Raw genomic sequence first — 15,990 nt, 5'->3', positions numbered from 1 at the left:
GACGGCGTCCACCCGGGCGTCCAGGGTGTGGACATGGCTCTGGCCCGGACCCTACTGGCGGTTAGCCTTCGTCCATGGCCCACGGCATCTCCTCCACCAGGACCGACCGCGCGGTGACGATCCGCGAGCTTCTCGCCTCGGGGAAGCGCTCCTACTCCTTCGAGTTCATGGCGCCGAAGACACCCAAGGGCGAGCGGACCCTGTGGAACGCGATCCGCCGCATCGAGGCCGTCGGCCCGACCTTCGTCTCCGTGACCTACGGCGCCGGCGGGTCGTCCCGGGACGGCACCGTGCGGGCCACCGAGCGCATCGCGACCGAGACCACGCTGACGCCCGTCGCCCACCTCACGGCCGTCAACCACTCCGTCGCCGACCTGCGCAACATCATCGGCCAGTACGCCGGGGCGGGCATCCGCAACATGCTGGCCCTGCGCGGTGACCCGCCCGGTGACCCGATGGGGGAGTGGGTGCGGCACCCCCGGGGCGTCTCCCACGCGTACGAACTGGTCGAACTGATCAAGGAGTCGGGGGACTTCTGCGTGGGCGTGGCCGCCTACCCCGAGATGCACCCCCGCTCGACGGACTGGGACACCGACATCCGGCACTTCGTCGACAAGTGCCGCGCCGGGGCCGACTACGCCATCACCCAGATGTTCTTCTACCCCGAGGACTACCTCCGGCTGCGCGACCGCGTCGCGGCGGCGGGCTGCGACACGCCGATCATCCCGGAGATCATGCCGGTCACCAACGTGCGGCAGATCGAGCGTTTCGCCGAGCTGAGCAACGCGACCTTCCCCCCGGAGCTGGCGAAGAGGATCCTGGCGGTCAAGGACGACCCGGCGGCTGTACGCTCGGTCGGGATCGAGTACGCCACGGAGCTGAGTGCGACGTTGATGGCCGAGGACATCCCCGGGCTGCACTTCATCACGCTCAACCACTCCACGGCGACCCTGGAAATCTACGAGAACCTCGGACTGCACGCGCGGCACTAGGGGTTCTGCGAGAGGGGCGTACATGGGCTGGACGGTCCTCTACATCTTGTTCGGCGTGGTCGCGCTGTGGCTGCTGGGTGAGGTGCTGCTCCAGTACAAGGCGCGCCTGCGCTGGCGCCTCACCGCGTTCTTCGGCTTCCTCACCGTCGTCCTCGGCGTGCTGCTGGGCTCCGTCCCCGTGATCGCCCTGGGCACGGCCGCCTTCGCCGTCGGCCAGTTCCTCGTCACCCTCTCCTTCCGCCGGGGCTTCGACCACGGCTGGGCGCTGGAGAACGTTCCCGGAACGCGTCGCCGCCGGGCCAAGGACGGCTCCGACCCCGACGCGCCGCCCCGACCCGCCGACGCGCCGCCGGTGCTGGAGGTCTCCGAGCTGGAGGAGACGGCCGCGTACCGCATGGAACCGCTCCCGGAGGAGGACACCGGGCAGTACGGCGTGTACGACCGGGACGCTGCCGACGGCGGCGACGGCCACGGCGGTGAGGCCGGGCGGCGGGAGCAGCCGGAGGCGGACCCCTACGCGGCGGCGCCCCCCGACCCGTACGCGACGCCGGGCGGCTACGGCTACGACGGGGGGTACGAGAGCGGCTACGGCTACGACGGCGGCTACGGCACGCCGTACGGAACGCCCCAGGGCCCGGGCGGCGCACCCGACCCACTCGGCGACAGCGGCGAGCACCGGTACGCGAGCGCCGGGTACGCGCAGGACACCCCCGGCTTCCCGGCCGACCCGTACACGGGGGACCACCGCGACGACCGGTCCTACGGCGGGGGATACCCGACCCCGGCGCCGCAGTCCGAGACCGGCGCCTACGCCTCCTACGCCTCCTACGACGGCTACCAGGGCGACGGTGGCGGCCAGGGCGACCTGTACGGCTACCCCGCCCCGCCCGCGCCCGGCGGCTACGACCCCCTGGGCGGCCCCGACCCCCTGGGCGGTTTCAGCGCGCAGGGCGGGCACCCGTCCGGCGGCTACGACACCGGCGGCTACGAGACCTACGGCTACCCCACTCCTCCCCCCGCCCAGGAGCCCGCCGCCTACGGCCGGTACCCGGAGGAGCCGGGCTCCTGGGCGGAGGTGCCGCACCAGCGGGACGCCGCCGCACCGCACGCCGCGCCGGAGCAGCAGCCCTACCCGTACCAGGACGGCTACGACTACGACTACGGCTACCCCGCCCCCGGCCAGCAGCCCCGCAACTGAGCGTTCCCGTGCGGCTGTGCACGGCGGCGCCCGACGGCCGGGCACGGCCGCACCGGGACCGCCGGACGCGGTCAGCTGGAGCCGCGCCAGTGCGGGCCCTCGGTGATGAGGCCCGCCACGAGGGCGCCCGACATGCCCGCGTGCGCCGGTCCGCCGCCCGGGTGCGCCCAGCCCCCCACGGCGTAACGGCCGGGCGTCGGCGCCAGGTTGGGCGCCTGGCGGTAGGTGTCCGGTGCGCCCGCCAGGGCCGGCACCGGGACGGTTCCGCCCGGCGCCCCCGTCTCGCGTTCGGCGTCCGCCGGGGTGTGCACGGCGTGCCACAGCAGGCGTTCCGCGAGCTCCGGCACCACCGTCCCGGCCGCGGCGGCGAGTTGTTCCACCGCCGCCGCCACGGTCGCGGGGTCCGACCAGTCCGTCGTGGTGTACGGCGCCCCCGCCGCCGTGGCGGGCGCGTGCGGCGGCACCGTCGCCGTGACGCTCACCGCCTCGTGCTCCGCGTCCGGCACGCTCGACGCGTCGTCCGGCCGCAGCACCGTGACCGTCGGGGCGGCGAGCGGGCGTGCCCCGTCGAAGAGGCCCGCCAGCGCCACGTCGCGGTCGGGGGCGTGGACGACGGTGCGGTGCGGTGCGCCCGGCGGTCGGCCGCCCCGCAGGGCGAGCAGCACCGTCAGCCGGGCCCGCCCGGGGGCGGTGCCGGCGTGCGGGCACCGGCCGTCCACCACCGCGTCCGCGGCCACCTCGGTGCCGTCGGCCAGGACCACGCCGCAGGCCCGCCCGGCCCGGACCGGGACGTCGGCCACCGGCGTGCCGAGGACGACCTCCACCCCGCGTTCGACGCACCGCCGGTACACGGCGTCCGCCAGCGCGCGCATCCCGCCCGCGACCCGCCAGGAGCCGAAGGTGTGCTCCACGTAGGGCAGGACCGTCGTGCTCGCCGGGGCCGTGCGCGGGTCGAGACCGTACGCCACGGCGTAGCTCTCCAGCAGCGCCGCCGCCCGCGGGTCGGCCAGTTCGTCGGCGGCCACCTCGGCCAACGTCGGCACGCGGCGGCGCAGCAGCCCCCGGCGGCGCAGCGCCGGGTACGGGTCGGTCGGCGGCGGGGCGTCGGTCAGCGGCTCCTCCAGCAGCGGCCGGCGGGTGGCGTCCCACACGGCGCGCGCCCGCACCAGCAGGTCCGTCCAGCGCCGCCCCGCACCCGCGCCGAGGCCCGCGTCCAGCGCGCCGATCAGGCCGGAGCGCGTGACGGGCAGCGGCACCTCGGTGCCGTCCGCGAACCGGTGGACGGCCCCCGGATCCAGCTGACGCAGCGTGACGTGCGACTCCAGCGGCTCGCGGCCCGTCTTCAGGAAGAGGTCCCGCCAGACGGCGGGCAGGTGCAGCAGCGCGGGCCCGGTGTCGAACGTGAACCCGTCCCGGGTGAGGGCCCGGACGCCGCCGCCGTACGTCCGGGACCGCTCGTACACCGTCACCCGGTGGCCGGCCGTCGCCAGCCGTGCCGCCCCGGCCAGTGCGCCCAGACCGGCGCCGATCACCACCACGCGTGCCATGACCAGCGACTCTAGCCATCCGGCCGGCCCTCGCGCCGGGCGGGGCCGTCCGGCGTGGGGACGCCACCCCAGGGGGTGAGTACCGCTACCTAGAGCGCCGGTTGAGTACCCGCGCGGATGGGCGGTGACCTGCCCGGACGGCAGAGTGGTGCGCACCGGGACGACGCGGCGCGGCACCGCCGGCACGGGGCGGCGGAGCCGCACCGCGTCCCCCGGCAGGGGGGAACCGAAGGGGGACCGGGGGACACGGGGGGAACGGGGGCGAGCGGGCGGCACCGGTCATCGCGCGACCGGGGCCGCCCGCTTCCGGCCCACCGGCCCCGCGGCCGGTCCCTCCGTTCGGCTCCCCCCGCCCGCTCCCACCCGCTTCCGCCCGGAGGCGGGCGGCCGTGGGTCAGGGCCGTCCGGCCACGCGGCCCTGGAGCAGCAGCGACAGCGAGGCGTGCACGTCGTCCAGCGAGCGGTCCGGCTGGAACGCCTGCCAGTCCAGCGCCGCCACGAGCACCATGCCGAACAGGGCGGCGGCCGTCAGCTGCACGTCGATCTCGCCGCTCAGCTCCCCCTCCTCGACGCCGAGCCGCAGCTGTTCCTCGACCACCGCCACCGCCCGGGCCCGGACCACCAGCAGCGTCGACTGCCAGGTGCGGTTCTTGCGCCACAGCTCTGCCACGTACAGCTGGGTGAAGGCCGGATAGCGGTCGATGAACTCCAGGCCGGCGCGGACCATCGCGTCCAGGGAGTCGACCCTGCCGCCCCCGCCCTCCCGCACGGTGGCCGCCGCCGCCTCCAGTCGCCCGGTCAGCAGCTCGACACCGTGTCGCAGCAGCTCCTCGAACAGTTCGTTCTTGCTGGCGAAGTTGTAGTAGACGGTGCCCTTGGCCACTCCCGCGGCCTCGGCGATCTCGTCCACCGTGGTGGCCGAGAACCCCTGTTCCGCGATGAGGTGCACCGCGGCCTCGTACAGCTTCTGCCGGGTGGCGCTGCGCCGGGCGCTCGTGCCCGCCGTGGCGCCCGGCCCGTTGCTCCCGCTCTTCATGACGATGATTGTCCTCTTCCCGAGCGCGCCGGGCCGCGCGGCCTGCCGGTGCCGGCGCCGGTTGCGGCGCCGGTCACAGCGTCAGCTCCGGGTGGAGCCGCTTGAGCGTCCACACCGAGCCGCGCCGCGCCGTCCACGCCGTGGCGGCCAGGGCCGCCACGGTGAAGGCCAGCAGCACGGCGCAGCCCTCCCACACCGGGCCGAGCGGACCGCCGGTGATCAGGTGCCGCAGACCCGCGACGACGTACGTCATCGGGAGGTAGGGATGGACGGCGTTGAAGAAGTCCGGGCTCGTCTGCACCGGGTAGGTCCCTCCGGCGCTGGTGAGCTGGAGCATCAGCAGGACGAGCACCAGGATCCGTCCCGCCGGCCCGAACCGGGCGTTCAGCCACTGCACGATGGCGGTGAAGCAGGCCGCCACGAGGAGCAGGAAGCCGAGCGTCCCGGCGGGCCTGGCCATCTGCAGGCCCAGCCCCGGCGCCCAGTGCAGCACCGCCAGCAGCACCGACGCCTGCACGGCCCCGATGGCCGCGACCGGCAGCCACGACGCCAGCGCGGTGCGCAGGGCGGGGGCACCCGCGGCCAAGGCCCGCCGACTCAGCGCCGGCATGAGCATGTAGGCCACCATGGCGCCCACCCACAGGGCGAGCGGCACGAAGTAGGGGGCGAAGCCGGTGCCGTAGTTGGGGGCCTCGTGCAGGCCGCGGGAGGTCAGCCGCACGGGATCGGCCATGACGGCACTGCGGTCGGCGCGCTCCTGCGCGCTGTGGTCGGGGATCTGCTCGACGCCGTCGTGCAGGCCCTCGGCGAGCCGCAGGGAGCCGTCGGCCAGGTTCACCATGCCCCCGTCGAGCAGGTCCGCGCCGTCGCTCAGCTCGATCAGCCCGCTCTCCAGCGCGCCGGCGCCACCGGCGGCCCGGGTCAGGCCGGAGTGCAGTTCCTCGGTGCCGTCGTGCACCTCCTGGGCGCCGTCGTTGAGCGCGTTGACCTGCTTGACGGCCTTCCGCACGTTCTCACCCAGGTGCGGAGCCTGCTCCTGCACCTCCAGCGCGACGTCGCGCAGCGCGTCGAGATCCTTGCCGAGGTCGTCCAGGTCCTCGTAGCCGTCGATGTGCTCCTGGACGTCGGCCGCCGTGTCCGCACCGCCCCGGCTGTACTCGGCGTACCGGGCGAGGTCGGTGCAGTGCTCGTCGGTGAGGACGGAGCCCTGCGGGGCGGGCGTCCCGCCGGGCCCGTCGGCCGGCAGGTCCGGCAGCTCCGGCAGCTCCGGTCGGTCGGCGCCCCCCGACGGGGGCGCCGCCTCACCCGCGCCCCCGTCGCCCCCCTGGGCACCGGGCACGCAGAGCAGCTCGTGCAGCCCCTCGATCCCGACGGCCGCCGCCTCGGTGAGCCGCACGGCGCGGGCGGCGTCCTCGGGCAGGCTGTCGAGGTGCTTCCGGGCGGCCTCCGCGCCCTCGGCCACCTTCCCGGCGGCCGTCGCGATGTCCTCGCCGTCCTCGCGGGTGAAGGGGCCGACCCCCTCGGCGATGCCGTTCACCTTGTCGGCGAGCCGCTGGGTGCCGTCGGCGACCCGCCGTGCGCCGTCCTCCAGCCGTCCGGCGCCCTCGTCGAGCCGCACCACCCCGTCGGTCAGCTCCCCGCTGCCGTCCTCGGCGTCCTCCGCGCCGTCCGAGATCCGGCCCGAGCCGTCCTTCGCCTCGTCGATGCCCTCCTTGAGTTCGCTCGCGCCGTCGGCCGCGTCCTGGGTGGCGTCGTGCACGGCGGAGAACGCCACGAAGATGTTGTCGTAGAAGCCGCGCGAGGTCTTGCTCGACGCGGCGGCGCGCACCTCGGAGAAGACCGTGCGGGCGACCTGCCCGACGATGTAGTTGTTCGCGTCGTTCGTCCGCACCCGCAGCGCGCCCGTCTCGGGGTGGTCCCCGGAGCTGGACGTGATCTTGGTGCTGAACTCCTCGGGGACGGTCAGCGACAGGTAGTACCGGCCCTCCCGCACGCCCCGTTCGGCGTCCTCGGGCGTCGTCTCGTGCCAGGCGAAGGTGTCGCTGTCGCGCAGGGCCTCGACGAGGTCGTCGCCCGCCTCCACGCGCCGTTCCCCGTCGCCCGCCGGGTTCTCGACGCGCGCGCCGGAGTCCTCGTTGACCAGCGCCACGGGTATGCGGTCCAGGCGCCCGTAGGGATCCCAGAAGGACCACAGGTACAGCGCCCCGTACAGCAGCGGCAGCAGCATGATCGTGACGAGCGCCGCGCGGGGCAGTCGCCCCCGCCCGAAGCGCCTGAGCTCAAGCGCGGCCAGTCGTGGTGCACGCATCGTCCGCGTCCCCCTCTCCGGTGGTGTCGTCGCCCGGTACGTCGCCCGGCTCCCCGTCCGGGGCGTCCCCCGGCGCGTCGTCCCGCTCCTCGACCGGTTCCCCGGGCCCCTCGCCGGTGGTGGTGGTGCGGACCGTGAGCACGTCCGGCGGTGGCTCGCTGCACACCGCCAGCACGGTCGTCCCCTCCTCCGTCAGCCCCCGCAGCAGCTCCCACAGCTCGGCGCGTTCGGGGTCGGAGAGCTTGAGGTCCGCGTCGTCCAGGGCGAGCAGGCGCGGCCGGTCGAGCAGGGCGAGGGCGACGCCGAGGCGCAGGGCCTCCAGGCGCTCCAGGTGCCGCACCGTCGTGCGCGGACCCTTGGGGAGGTCCCCGGGACGCAGTCCGGCCCGGTCCAGGGCCTCGGCCACCCGCTCCCGGCGCTCGGCGGCCCGCTCCCGGCGCAGGCCGCGCCGGGGACGGCGCAGCAGTGCCCGTTCGCGCAGGTGCTCGGTCACGGTCCACGACGGCTCCAGGTCCGTGACGCCCGGCACCGGCCCCAGCGCCGCGACGCGCCGCACGGACCCCATCCGCTGGGGCACCCGGTGCCCGGCGACGGTGGCGTGGCCCGACGTGGGGCGCATCCGGCCGGTCAGCGTGAGCAGCAGGCACGTCCGCCCCGACCCGGACGGGCCGGTGACGGCGATGAGGGCGCCCGGTGGAGCCTCCAGGCTCACCCCTTCGAACACCGCGCCACTGGAGCCCCTCAGCCCCAGGTCGCGGGCGCTGACGGCCGCGCCCTCCATACGTCCTCCCCGCTCCCGTTTTTTTGAACTGACCAGTCAGTGCAAAAGCGTAGCAGCAGGTCAGCGCCGATTGTCAGTGGGGTGGTCCACGATGTGCGCATACGAACCGTTGAGCGAAGGAAGCGAAGGAGGCACCAGTCATGAAGAAGCTGAACAGCCCCCCGAGCGACATCCACCCCGTCCTGCGCCGCAGCGCCGCGCCCCCGGCCGCGCTCGACCTGCTCTCCCAGGCCCAGCACGGGCTCGACGAGGCCGCGGGACACGAACTGCCCAACGAGCGCTACGCCACCGCCCACCTGGCGGCGCTGCGCACCGCGGCGGCGGTCCTGGCCGTCCGCGGCCGTCCCGAGAGCGGCGCCCGGGCCCGCCGCCGCATCCGCAGCGCCTGGGAGGTGCTGCCCGAGGTCGCCCCCGAGCTCGTCGAGTGGAGTGCCCTGTTCGCCGCGGGGGCGCCACGCCGCGCGCGGGCGGAGGCCGGGATACGCGGCGCGGTCACACCCCGGGAGGCGGACGACCTCCTGCGGGACGTCGCCATGTTCCTGCGCATCGTCGAGCGCATGCTCATAGCCCAGCCCGCCTTCCCGCGCGCCCGCGTGGAGGCGGAACCACCGGCGGTGGCGAGGCAATAGGGTGGGGGCTGCCAGCCCCCGCACGTCCGCCGCCGAGGAGCCACGTCATGTCCCGCCCGCGCGCAGCCCTTCGTACCGCCGTGGTCTGGGAGGTGCTGCGGGAAGCCCTCCATCGCCGGGCCGAGGCGGCCGGCCGCTCGGAGCTGGACGTGCTGGACGCCGGGGGCGGCTCCGGGCACTTCGCCGTGCCCCTGGCCCGGCTCGGCCACCGCGTCACCGTCGTGGACCCGAGCCCCAACGCGCTCTTCGCGCTGGAGCGCCGCGCCGCCGAGGAGGACGTGGCCGACCGGGTGCGCGGTCTCCAGGGCGACGCCCACGGGCTGCTGGACGTCGCCGAGCGCGGCGGGTACGACGCCGTGCTGTGCCACGGGGTCCTGGAGTACGTGGACGACGCCGCCGAGGGCCTGCGGAACGCCGTCGCGGCCCTCCGGCCGGACGGCGGCGTCCTGTCCGTCCTGGCGGCCGGGTTGGGCGGTGCCGTGCTGGCCCGCGCCCTGGCCGGACACTTCACGGACGCCCACCACGCGCTGACCGACCCCGACGGGCGCTACGGGGACTCCGACCCCGTGCCCCGGCGGTTCACCGCCGATCAGCTGTCCGCCCTGGTGGCCGACACCGGCCTGAAGGTGGCCGCCGTGCACGGGGTGCGGATCTTCAGCGACCTCGTGCCGGGAGCCCTGGTGGACACCGAGCCGAGTGCGGTGGAGGCGCTCGCCCGGCTTGAGGCGGCGGCGGCCGAGATGCCCGCGTTCCACGCCGTCGCCACGCAGCTGCACGTGCTGGCCGAAGTGGGCTGAGCCACACGCGCGGGTGGTCCGTCCGGGGTGCCGGGCGAGTGCACTGGCTTACAGAACAGCGTGGGCCGCCCGATCAGCGCAACGGCGCCGTATGATCGGAGGGAACCACCGGGGCATGCCGGGCGGCGGGCAGGGGAATGAACAAGCCACTGCCGCGGTCCGTCATACCGGACCCGATGGGAGAAATGGCGTAGAGGGGCGGGTTTCACGGGGGCGATTCCCTGCCTATCCTTAAAGGGTCGCATCCGGTCGCCCCCGCGACCGACGAGTAGGAGGACTCCGTGCCGCTCTCTGAGCACGAGCAGCGCATGCTCGAGCAGATGGAGCGAGCGCTGTACGCCGAAGATCCCAAGTTCGCGACAGCGCTCGAAGGTAGTGACCTGCGGGCGCCGTCCCGCCGCCGGGTCTACCAGGCGGTAGCGGGCTTCGTGGTGGGCATCGCGCTCCTCATGGCCGGGATGGTCGCCCAGATCGTCTGGCTCGGTGTGGTCGGCTTCCTCGTGATGCTCGGGTGCGCCGTCCTCGCGGTGACGGGCTGGCGCAAGGCCCCCGCGGAGGGCGCTCGGCAGGATGGTGAGAGCGGTGACGGCCGTGAGGGCGGCGGTCGCGGCGCGGGCCGGGGGCGTCGGCAGCGCACCCCCAGGCGGTCCGTGATGAACCGGATCGAGGACCGCTGGCAGCGTCGTCGCGACGAGCAGCAGTAGGAGTCCCCGCCCGCCTCCGGCCGCCGGACCCGCCCCCGGGCCGCGGCGCCCCGGCCCGTCCGCCACCGGCCCCGAGTCCGCCGACCTGTGACGCTGCGGCAGCCACCTGCGGGTGGCTGCTTTTTGCGCTCTGCCCGGTCTGCCCGGTCCTCCAGATCCTGCCGCCCAGCGGCCCGGCACCGCGGAACCACGCCTGAGGCCGTGCGCCTTCGCCCCCCGCCCGTCACGGGCGGGGGGCGAAGGCGCACCCGGTGGGGCCGGCGTCAGCCGCGCTGGAGCAGGGCCCGCAGGGAGCCCGCGGTACGGGACCAGAAGGCCCGGTGGGCCTCGGTCAGCGCCGCCCACCGCTCGGAGCCGGCCCACACCACCCGGACGGTCGAACGCGGCAGCAGCGTCGCGCGCAGCCTGGTCCGCCGTGGCGCGGCGGCTCGCAGCCCGGCCCGCGCCAGCTCGACGTCGGCCGTGTGCCCGCCCGCCGGGACGTCCCCGGGGACGGGCGCGTACAAGGCCCGTTCCACGGCGTCGGCCAGGCGGTGGACGGCGGCCTCCGCCGGGCCGTCCAGCCGTCCGGCCCGAACCAGGCGCACCGCGCTCTGCCGCGGCGTGGCCGACTCGTCGGGCGGGATGCCGACGTCCCATCCGGCGTCCAGCAGCTCCTGCCAGGACGCGAGGGCGTCACCGCCGGAGCGCCGCCGCCGCACGGACGCCCGCCAGAGCAGCGGGGAGAGCAGCAGCGCCCCCACGACCAGCGCGAGGGTCGCGACCAGGGCGACGAACCGCACGGTGTCCCAGGGGAAGCCGTCCGAGGCGCCGGCGGCACCCTGCTCCTCCTCGCAGCCGCCGAGGCCCGGCGGGCAGTCCTCCCGCGCCTCCGGCCCGGGGGAGGGCTCGCCGCTCTCCTCGGGACGCGGCAGGTCCGGTTCGTCGGTGGCGCCCGGCTCGGGCAGCGAGGGCACCGCGTACTCGGGGGTGGTGCCCCGGGCGGGGGTGGGCTCGAACCGCGTCCAGCCGACGCCTTCGAAGTACAGCTCGGGCCAGGCGTGCGCGTCCTGGAGGCCCACCAGGCGGGAGCCGTCCGGTGCCGTGACGCCCGGGGTGAAGCCGACGGCCACGCGCGCCGGGATGCCCAGTGAGCGGGCCATCGCCGCCATGGAGAACGAGAAGTGGATGCAGAAGCCCTCCTTCTGCTCCAGGAAGCGGACGATGGCCTCGCTGCCCGTGCCCGCCGTCACCTCGGTGTCGTAGGTGAAGCCGCCGCCTCGGGCGAACCACTCCTGGAGGGCGACGGCCCGCTCGTAGTCGTTGGCGGCCCCGGCGGTCACCGCGAGGGCGCGCTCCAGGACGACACCGGGCAGGTCGTCGGGCACCGCGGTGTACTCGCTCAGCAGGCCCTCCGGCGGGCGCGGCGCGTCCGCGAGCTGCTCGGCCGTCGGCCGCACCGCCAGGCTCTGCACCTCGTAGCGCGCGTCGGCCGTCGTCTGTCCGCCGTCGCCGACGAGGGTGCGGCCCTCGGGCTCGAAGCGCCAGCGGCCGTCCACGGCGACCCGCCGTGCCGGGTAGGGCATGGGCAGCCAGCTCTGCTCGTACCAGTCGGCCGCCGCGATCCGCGTCGTGACGACCTCGCGGTCCACCGCCGGTGACAGGCCGGGCGGCGCCGGAAGCGTCTGCGGGACGTCGGTGATCCGCCGCTGGGACGGACGCCAGGCCTCCCCGTCGAACTCGTCGAGCGCCACGATCCGCAGGTACAGGTCGGAGACGTCCTCCGCGTCCGTCTGGTAGGTGAGGACGGTCCGGTTCTCCGGCTGGTTCAGGCTGTCCTGCAGCGCGACGAGGGGGTTGACGGCCGTGACGGTGTTCCCGCCGTCGCTCCGCCCCCCGGTGCCCCGTCCCTCGGAGTCCAGCAGCCCGGTCCCGAGCGCCGGCAGCGCGAGCGGCACCAGGAGGGCCAGGCCGAGCGCGGCCACCCCGATCCGGTGGCCGGTGCGCACGGGTGAGGCCCGCCGTACCCGGGCCGTGGCACCAAGGGCCCCCGGAGGCGGGGAGTCGCCGAAGACCGTACCCCACCGGGTGAGCCGCTCCCGTCCCTCGGCGAGCAGCAGCAGCAGATACCCGGCCGCGGCGCACAGGAACCACAGCCAGCGCCCGTCGCCGTCCCCCGACAGCCCGGCGGCGACCGAGTAGAGCGCCAGCAGCGGGAGCCCCGCGGGGGCGGCGGCGCGGTAGCTGACGGCGAGGACGTCCACGAGCAGCCCGACGAGCAGGACGCCGCCGACCAGCATCAGCCGTATGCCGTCCGTGACGGGCGCCGGTATGGCGTACTGGCTCACGTCGTCGCCGCCCTGCACGAGCAGGGTGCCGAAGTGCTCGAACGCGGTCGGCCCCGGCAGGAAGCCCGCGACGGCGGACTCGCGCACGAACAGGAACGTCAGCATGAGCAGGGCCAGCACCGCCTGCGCCAGGATGATCGACCAGCGGGGGGCCGGGACGCGCCGCAGCGCCGTTCCGAGCGCGCCCTGCACGCCGAGGACGGCGGCGGCCTGCAGGAGCCAGGAGTAGCCGTCCACCAGCGGCAGCAGCGCGGTCGCGGCGGCGAGCGTCGCGGCCCAGGCGCAGAGGGTGAGTCGTGCCCGTACGCTCATCGTTCCCCTCCCGGGGTCCCGGTCGTCCCGCTGCTTCCCGGCGCCGCCGGCGCACCGGCGTCCGCCGCGGGCGGTGGTCCCGTGGGCGGCGGCCCCGGGGGCGGTGGCGGCGCGCCCGGCGGCGGGGGAGGCGGCGCGGACGCCGGGGCCGGCGGGGCCGACCGGGTGGGCGGGGCCGGCGCGGCGGAGGAGCCCGCCCCGTTCGCCCGGTCCGCCAGCTGCCAGACGTTCGGCAGCGCGTCGTACGGGGTGAACGGCAGGACGCACCAGCCCGCCTCCCGCAGTGCGCGCATCTGCGCCTCCTCGGCCTGCGGGGCCTGCTGTCCCCGGGCGACGAGGGCGACCGCGCCGCCGGAGCGCTGCCGCATCCGCGCGGCGACGGTGCTCTGCGCCTGGTCGAGGTGGCCGAAGAAGGCCACCAGGAGCCCGCCGGCCCCGTCCCGCAGGGCCTCGGCGGCCTGGTCGAGGCCGAGCGCGGGGGAGTGGCCGACGACGGCGAGGGTGTCCAGCACCAGACCCGCGGTGTCCGAGCCGTCGCCACCCGCGGAGCCGCCGTCCGGTCCGGGCGTCAGCGCGCCGGTGTCCGTCAGCAGCCGCACCTGGTAGCCGCGCTCCAGCAGGTGCAGGGCGACGGACGCGGCGCCGGTGACCGCCCACTCGAACGGCGAGTCCGGCCCGGAGCCCGCCCAGGCGCCGCGCCGGGTGTCGAGCAGCACCGTGGCCCTGGCCTGACGTGGCTGCTCCTCGCGCCGCACCATGAGCTGGCCGCGCCGGGCGGTGGAGCGCCAGTGCACGCGTCGCACGTCGTCGCCGTGCCGGTAGGCGCGCGGGATGACGTCGTCGTCACCGGTGACGGCGAGGGCGCGGCGGCGCTCGTCGCCGTACCCGGTGGCCTCACCGGCCAGCCGTACCGGCGGCAGCGGCTGCGCGGCCGGTATCACGGTGAGGAGGTCCTGGGTGCTGAACGAACGCGTCAGCTCGACCATCCCGAACGGGTCCGTGACGCGGAGCTGGAGCGGGCCCAGGGGGTAGCGGCCGCGCAGGTCCGAGCGGATGCGGTAGGACACCTCGCGCCGCCCGCCGCCCTCCACCCGGTCCAGCACGAACCGGGGCCGGGGGCCGAGCACGTAGGGGACCCGGTCCTGGAGCATGAGCATGCCCGTGGGCACGCGGGAGACGTTGTCGACGCGCAGCTGGACCCGCGCCTCGGACCGCACGGCGACGCGGGCGGGGTTCAGGCGCCGCGCCCCGGTCACCCGGTGGCGGGAGAGGTGCAGGGCGAGGACGCACACCAGCGGCAGGACGGCCAGCAGCGCTCCCACCCGGAGCAGTTCGGGCTGGCCGAGCAGGTAGGCGCAGACCGCCGCCGCCACACCGGCGGCGAGGAACGACCGGCCCCGTGTGGTGAGCCCGCCGAACGAGGCGCGCAGCGAGCCCGTCCGCCGGACGGCGCCCCGGTCCCCGGGCGCTGACGCCATCAGTACCCCCGGGCCTGCACCTGGGCCTGCGCCCCGCCCCACCCCGGCGTCGCGTCCGGCAGCGGGGTGCGCTGCACGATGTCGTAGACGACGTGCTCGGCGGTGCGCCGGTTCAGCTGGGCCTGCGGGGTGGGCAGCAGCCGGTGGGCCAGCACGGGAAGGGCGAGGAACTGGACGTCGTCGGGGAGGGTGAAGTCCCGCCCGGCGAGGGCCGCCGCCGCGCGGGCGGCCCGCAGCAGCTGGAGCGTGGCGCGCGGGGAGGCCCCCAGCCGCAGCTCGGGGTGGTTGCGGGTGGCCGACACCAGCTCGACGGCGTACCGCTTGACGGCGTCGGAGACGTGCACGCCGCGCACGGCCGCGATCAGTTTGGCGACGTCGTCCGCGTGCGCCACCGGCCGCAGGTCCTCCAGAGGGGACGTTCCGCCGTGCACGTCCAGCATCTCCAGCTCCGCCGCCGTGCTCGGGTAGCCGATGGACAGCCGGGCCATGAAGCGGTCGCGCTGCGCCTCGGGCAGCGGGTAGGTCCCCTCCATCTCCACCGGGTTCTGCGTGGCGACCACCATGAACGGCGCGGGCAGCGGATACGTGTGCCCGTCCACGGTGACCTGGCGCTCCTCCATCGACTCCAGCAGCGCCGACTGGGTCTTGGGGGAGGCGCGGTTGATCTCGTCGCCGATGACGACCTGGGCGAAGATCGCACCCGGCTTGAACTCGAACTCGCGTCGGTCCTGGTCGTACACGCTGACGCCCGTGATGTCGGAGGGCAGCAGGTCGGGCGTGAACTGGATGCGGCGCACCGAGCAGTCGACCGACCGGGCCAGTGCCTTCGCGAGCATGGTCTTGCCCACGCCCGGCACGTCCTCGATCAGGAGGTGTCCCTCGGCGAGGAGCACGGTGAGGGCGAGCCGGACGGCCTCCGGCTTGCCCTCGATCACGCTCTCCACCGAGCGGCGCACCCCGTCCGCCGTGGCGGTCAGGTCGCTGAGGTTCTCTCGCGTGTCATACGTCGTCACCCGGCCCTCCTAGGCCCGTTCCCGAAGGCCGGACCTCACGGGTCACGAGGCCGGCCACCCCGAATCGTCCCGGCTCCGGCCGGTACGGACCCCTCGGGTCCGTACGGCTCGGAGCCGTTGACGGTTCATTCTTCACAGACCGGCGGCCGTACGTCACTTTCCCGGGGCGATCCCGGGGGCGATCTCGCGCAGCAGACCGGTCGTCACGTCGAAGACGAATCCCCGCACATCGTCAGTGTGCGGGAGGAACGGGGAGGTGCGGACCCGCTCGATCGACTGGCGCACGTCCTGGTCCACGTCCCGGAAGGACTCCACGGCCCACGAGGGCCGCTGGCCGACCTCCAGCTCCAGGTCGTGCCGGAAGTCCTCGGTGAGCTTCATCAGCCCGCAGTCGGTGTGGTGGATCAGGACGACCGAGCGGGTGCCGAGCGCGCGCTGGCTGATGGTCAGGGAGCGGATGACGTCGTCGGTCACCACGCCGCCGGCGTTGCGGATGGTGTGGCAGTCACCGAGCCGCAGGCCGAGTGCGGCGTGCAGGTCGATCCGGGCGTCCATGCAGGCCACGACCGCGACGTTCAGCACCGGCGCGGCGTCCATGCCCGGGTCGGTGAAGGAGGTCGCGTACTCGGCGTTGGCGGCGACGAGGCGGTCGGTGACCGCGCGCGGGTGGGGTGAGGTCGACATGGTCCGACGGTATCCGCGCCCCGCGTTCCCGGCGCGTTGTGAGACCGGACGTTCGGTGGAAAACGGGTCGAGCCGGGGGCGCGGTGTGAGGCACTCCACAGGACCCCGGCGCCCGTGCGGGCGCCCCCGCACCGCCCGGCGAGCCGCGCGCACGGGGTGCCGGGGCGCGCACGGCCGCGTCGGC

13 protein-coding genes are annotated in these 15,990 nt (G+C 75.4%); 5 read left to right on the top strand and 8 right to left on the bottom strand.

Going from position 1 to position 15,990, the window contains the following annotated elements; translation table 11 throughout:
* Positions 1-74: 74 nt before the first annotated feature.
* Together metF and IF129_RS27035 are read left to right on the top strand one after the other, a co-directional pair.
* Positions 75-992, top strand: a complete 918-nt coding sequence (gene metF, locus IF129_RS01510) for a methylenetetrahydrofolate reductase [NAD(P)H] (RefSeq protein WP_191207546.1) — start codon at positions 75-77, stop codon at positions 990-992.
* A gap of 22 nt (positions 993-1,014) precedes the next feature.
* The gene (locus IF129_RS27035) at positions 1,015-2,190 is read left to right on the top strand and encodes a hypothetical protein (RefSeq protein WP_191207545.1); all 1,176 of its coding nucleotides are present in this window, start codon (positions 1,015-1,017) and stop codon (positions 2,188-2,190) included.
* A gap of 71 nt (positions 2,191-2,261) precedes the next feature.
* On the opposite strand, the gene IF129_RS01500 is transcribed toward IF129_RS27035, so the two are convergent.
* From IF129_RS01500 to IF129_RS01485, 4 genes are all read right to left on the bottom strand, one after another.
* Entirely contained in the window at positions 2,262-3,737 is a 1,476-nt protein-coding gene (locus tag IF129_RS01500) for a phytoene desaturase family protein (RefSeq protein ID WP_191207544.1), read from the bottom strand.
* 394 nt (positions 3,738-4,131) lie between these two features.
* On the bottom strand, positions 4,132-4,773 hold the full coding sequence (locus IF129_RS01495) for a TetR/AcrR family transcriptional regulator (protein WP_191207543.1): 642 nt from the start codon (positions 4,771-4,773) through the stop codon (positions 4,132-4,134).
* Positions 4,774-4,846: 73 nt separating this feature from the next.
* On the bottom strand, positions 4,847-7,081 hold the full coding sequence (locus IF129_RS01490; RefSeq protein WP_191207542.1) for a YhgE/Pip domain-containing protein: 2,235 nt from the start codon (positions 7,079-7,081) through the stop codon (positions 4,847-4,849).
* The gene (locus IF129_RS01485; RefSeq protein WP_191207541.1) at positions 7,053-7,862 is read right to left on the bottom strand and encodes an ATP-binding cassette domain-containing protein; all 810 of its coding nucleotides are present in this window, start codon (positions 7,860-7,862) and stop codon (positions 7,053-7,055) included. The genes IF129_RS01490 and IF129_RS01485 overlap by 29 nt, the downstream gene beginning before the upstream one ends.
* A gap of 140 nt (positions 7,863-8,002) precedes the next feature.
* Here IF129_RS01485 and IF129_RS01480 point away from each other — a divergent pair, with 140 nt between their 5' ends.
* The 3 genes from IF129_RS01480 (at position 8,003) to IF129_RS01470 (ending at position 9,992) form a co-directional block, all read left to right on the top strand.
* Positions 8,003-8,491, top strand: coding sequence for an SAV_6107 family HEPN domain-containing protein (locus tag IF129_RS01480; protein ID WP_191207540.1), 489 nt, complete (start codon positions 8,003-8,005; stop codon positions 8,489-8,491).
* 47 nt (positions 8,492-8,538) lie between these two features.
* A complete protein-coding gene (locus IF129_RS01475) occupies positions 8,539-9,288 on the top strand; it encodes a class I SAM-dependent methyltransferase (RefSeq protein ID WP_191207539.1) in 750 nt (249 codons plus the stop codon).
* Positions 9,289-9,569: 281 nt separating this feature from the next.
* Complete coding sequence (locus tag IF129_RS01470; RefSeq protein WP_191207538.1) at positions 9,570-9,992, top strand: DUF3040 domain-containing protein; 423 nt, start codon at positions 9,570-9,572, stop codon at positions 9,990-9,992.
* 263 nt (positions 9,993-10,255) lie between these two features.
* Here IF129_RS01470 and IF129_RS01465 read toward each other — a convergent pair whose 3' ends face one another.
* The 4 genes from IF129_RS01465 to IF129_RS01450 form a co-directional block, all read right to left on the bottom strand.
* On the bottom strand, positions 10,256-12,631 hold the full coding sequence (locus IF129_RS01465) for a transglutaminase TgpA family protein (protein ID WP_191207537.1): 2,376 nt from the start codon (positions 12,629-12,631) through the stop codon (positions 10,256-10,258).
* Positions 12,628-14,109, bottom strand: coding sequence for a DUF58 domain-containing protein (locus tag IF129_RS01460; protein WP_191207536.1), 1,482 nt, complete (start codon positions 14,107-14,109; stop codon positions 12,628-12,630). Before IF129_RS01460 ends, IF129_RS01465 begins: the two co-directional genes overlap by 4 nt.
* A complete protein-coding gene (locus IF129_RS01455; RefSeq protein ID WP_191207535.1) occupies positions 14,109-15,122 on the bottom strand; it encodes an AAA family ATPase in 1,014 nt (337 codons plus the stop codon). Before IF129_RS01455 ends, IF129_RS01460 begins: the two co-directional genes overlap by 1 nt.
* 153 nt (positions 15,123-15,275) lie before the next feature.
* A complete protein-coding gene (locus IF129_RS01450; RefSeq protein WP_191207534.1) occupies positions 15,276-15,806 on the bottom strand; it encodes a beta-class carbonic anhydrase in 531 nt (176 codons plus the stop codon).
* Positions 15,807-15,990 lie beyond the last annotated feature (184 nt).

This window comes from Streptomyces chumphonensis, assembly GCF_014779715.1.
Lineage (GTDB): Bacteria > Actinomycetota > Actinomycetes > Streptomycetales > Streptomycetaceae > Streptomyces > Streptomyces chumphonensis.
The sequence above is the reverse complement of the archived record's forward strand: the minus strand, read 5'-3'. Positions and strand labels throughout refer to the sequence as shown.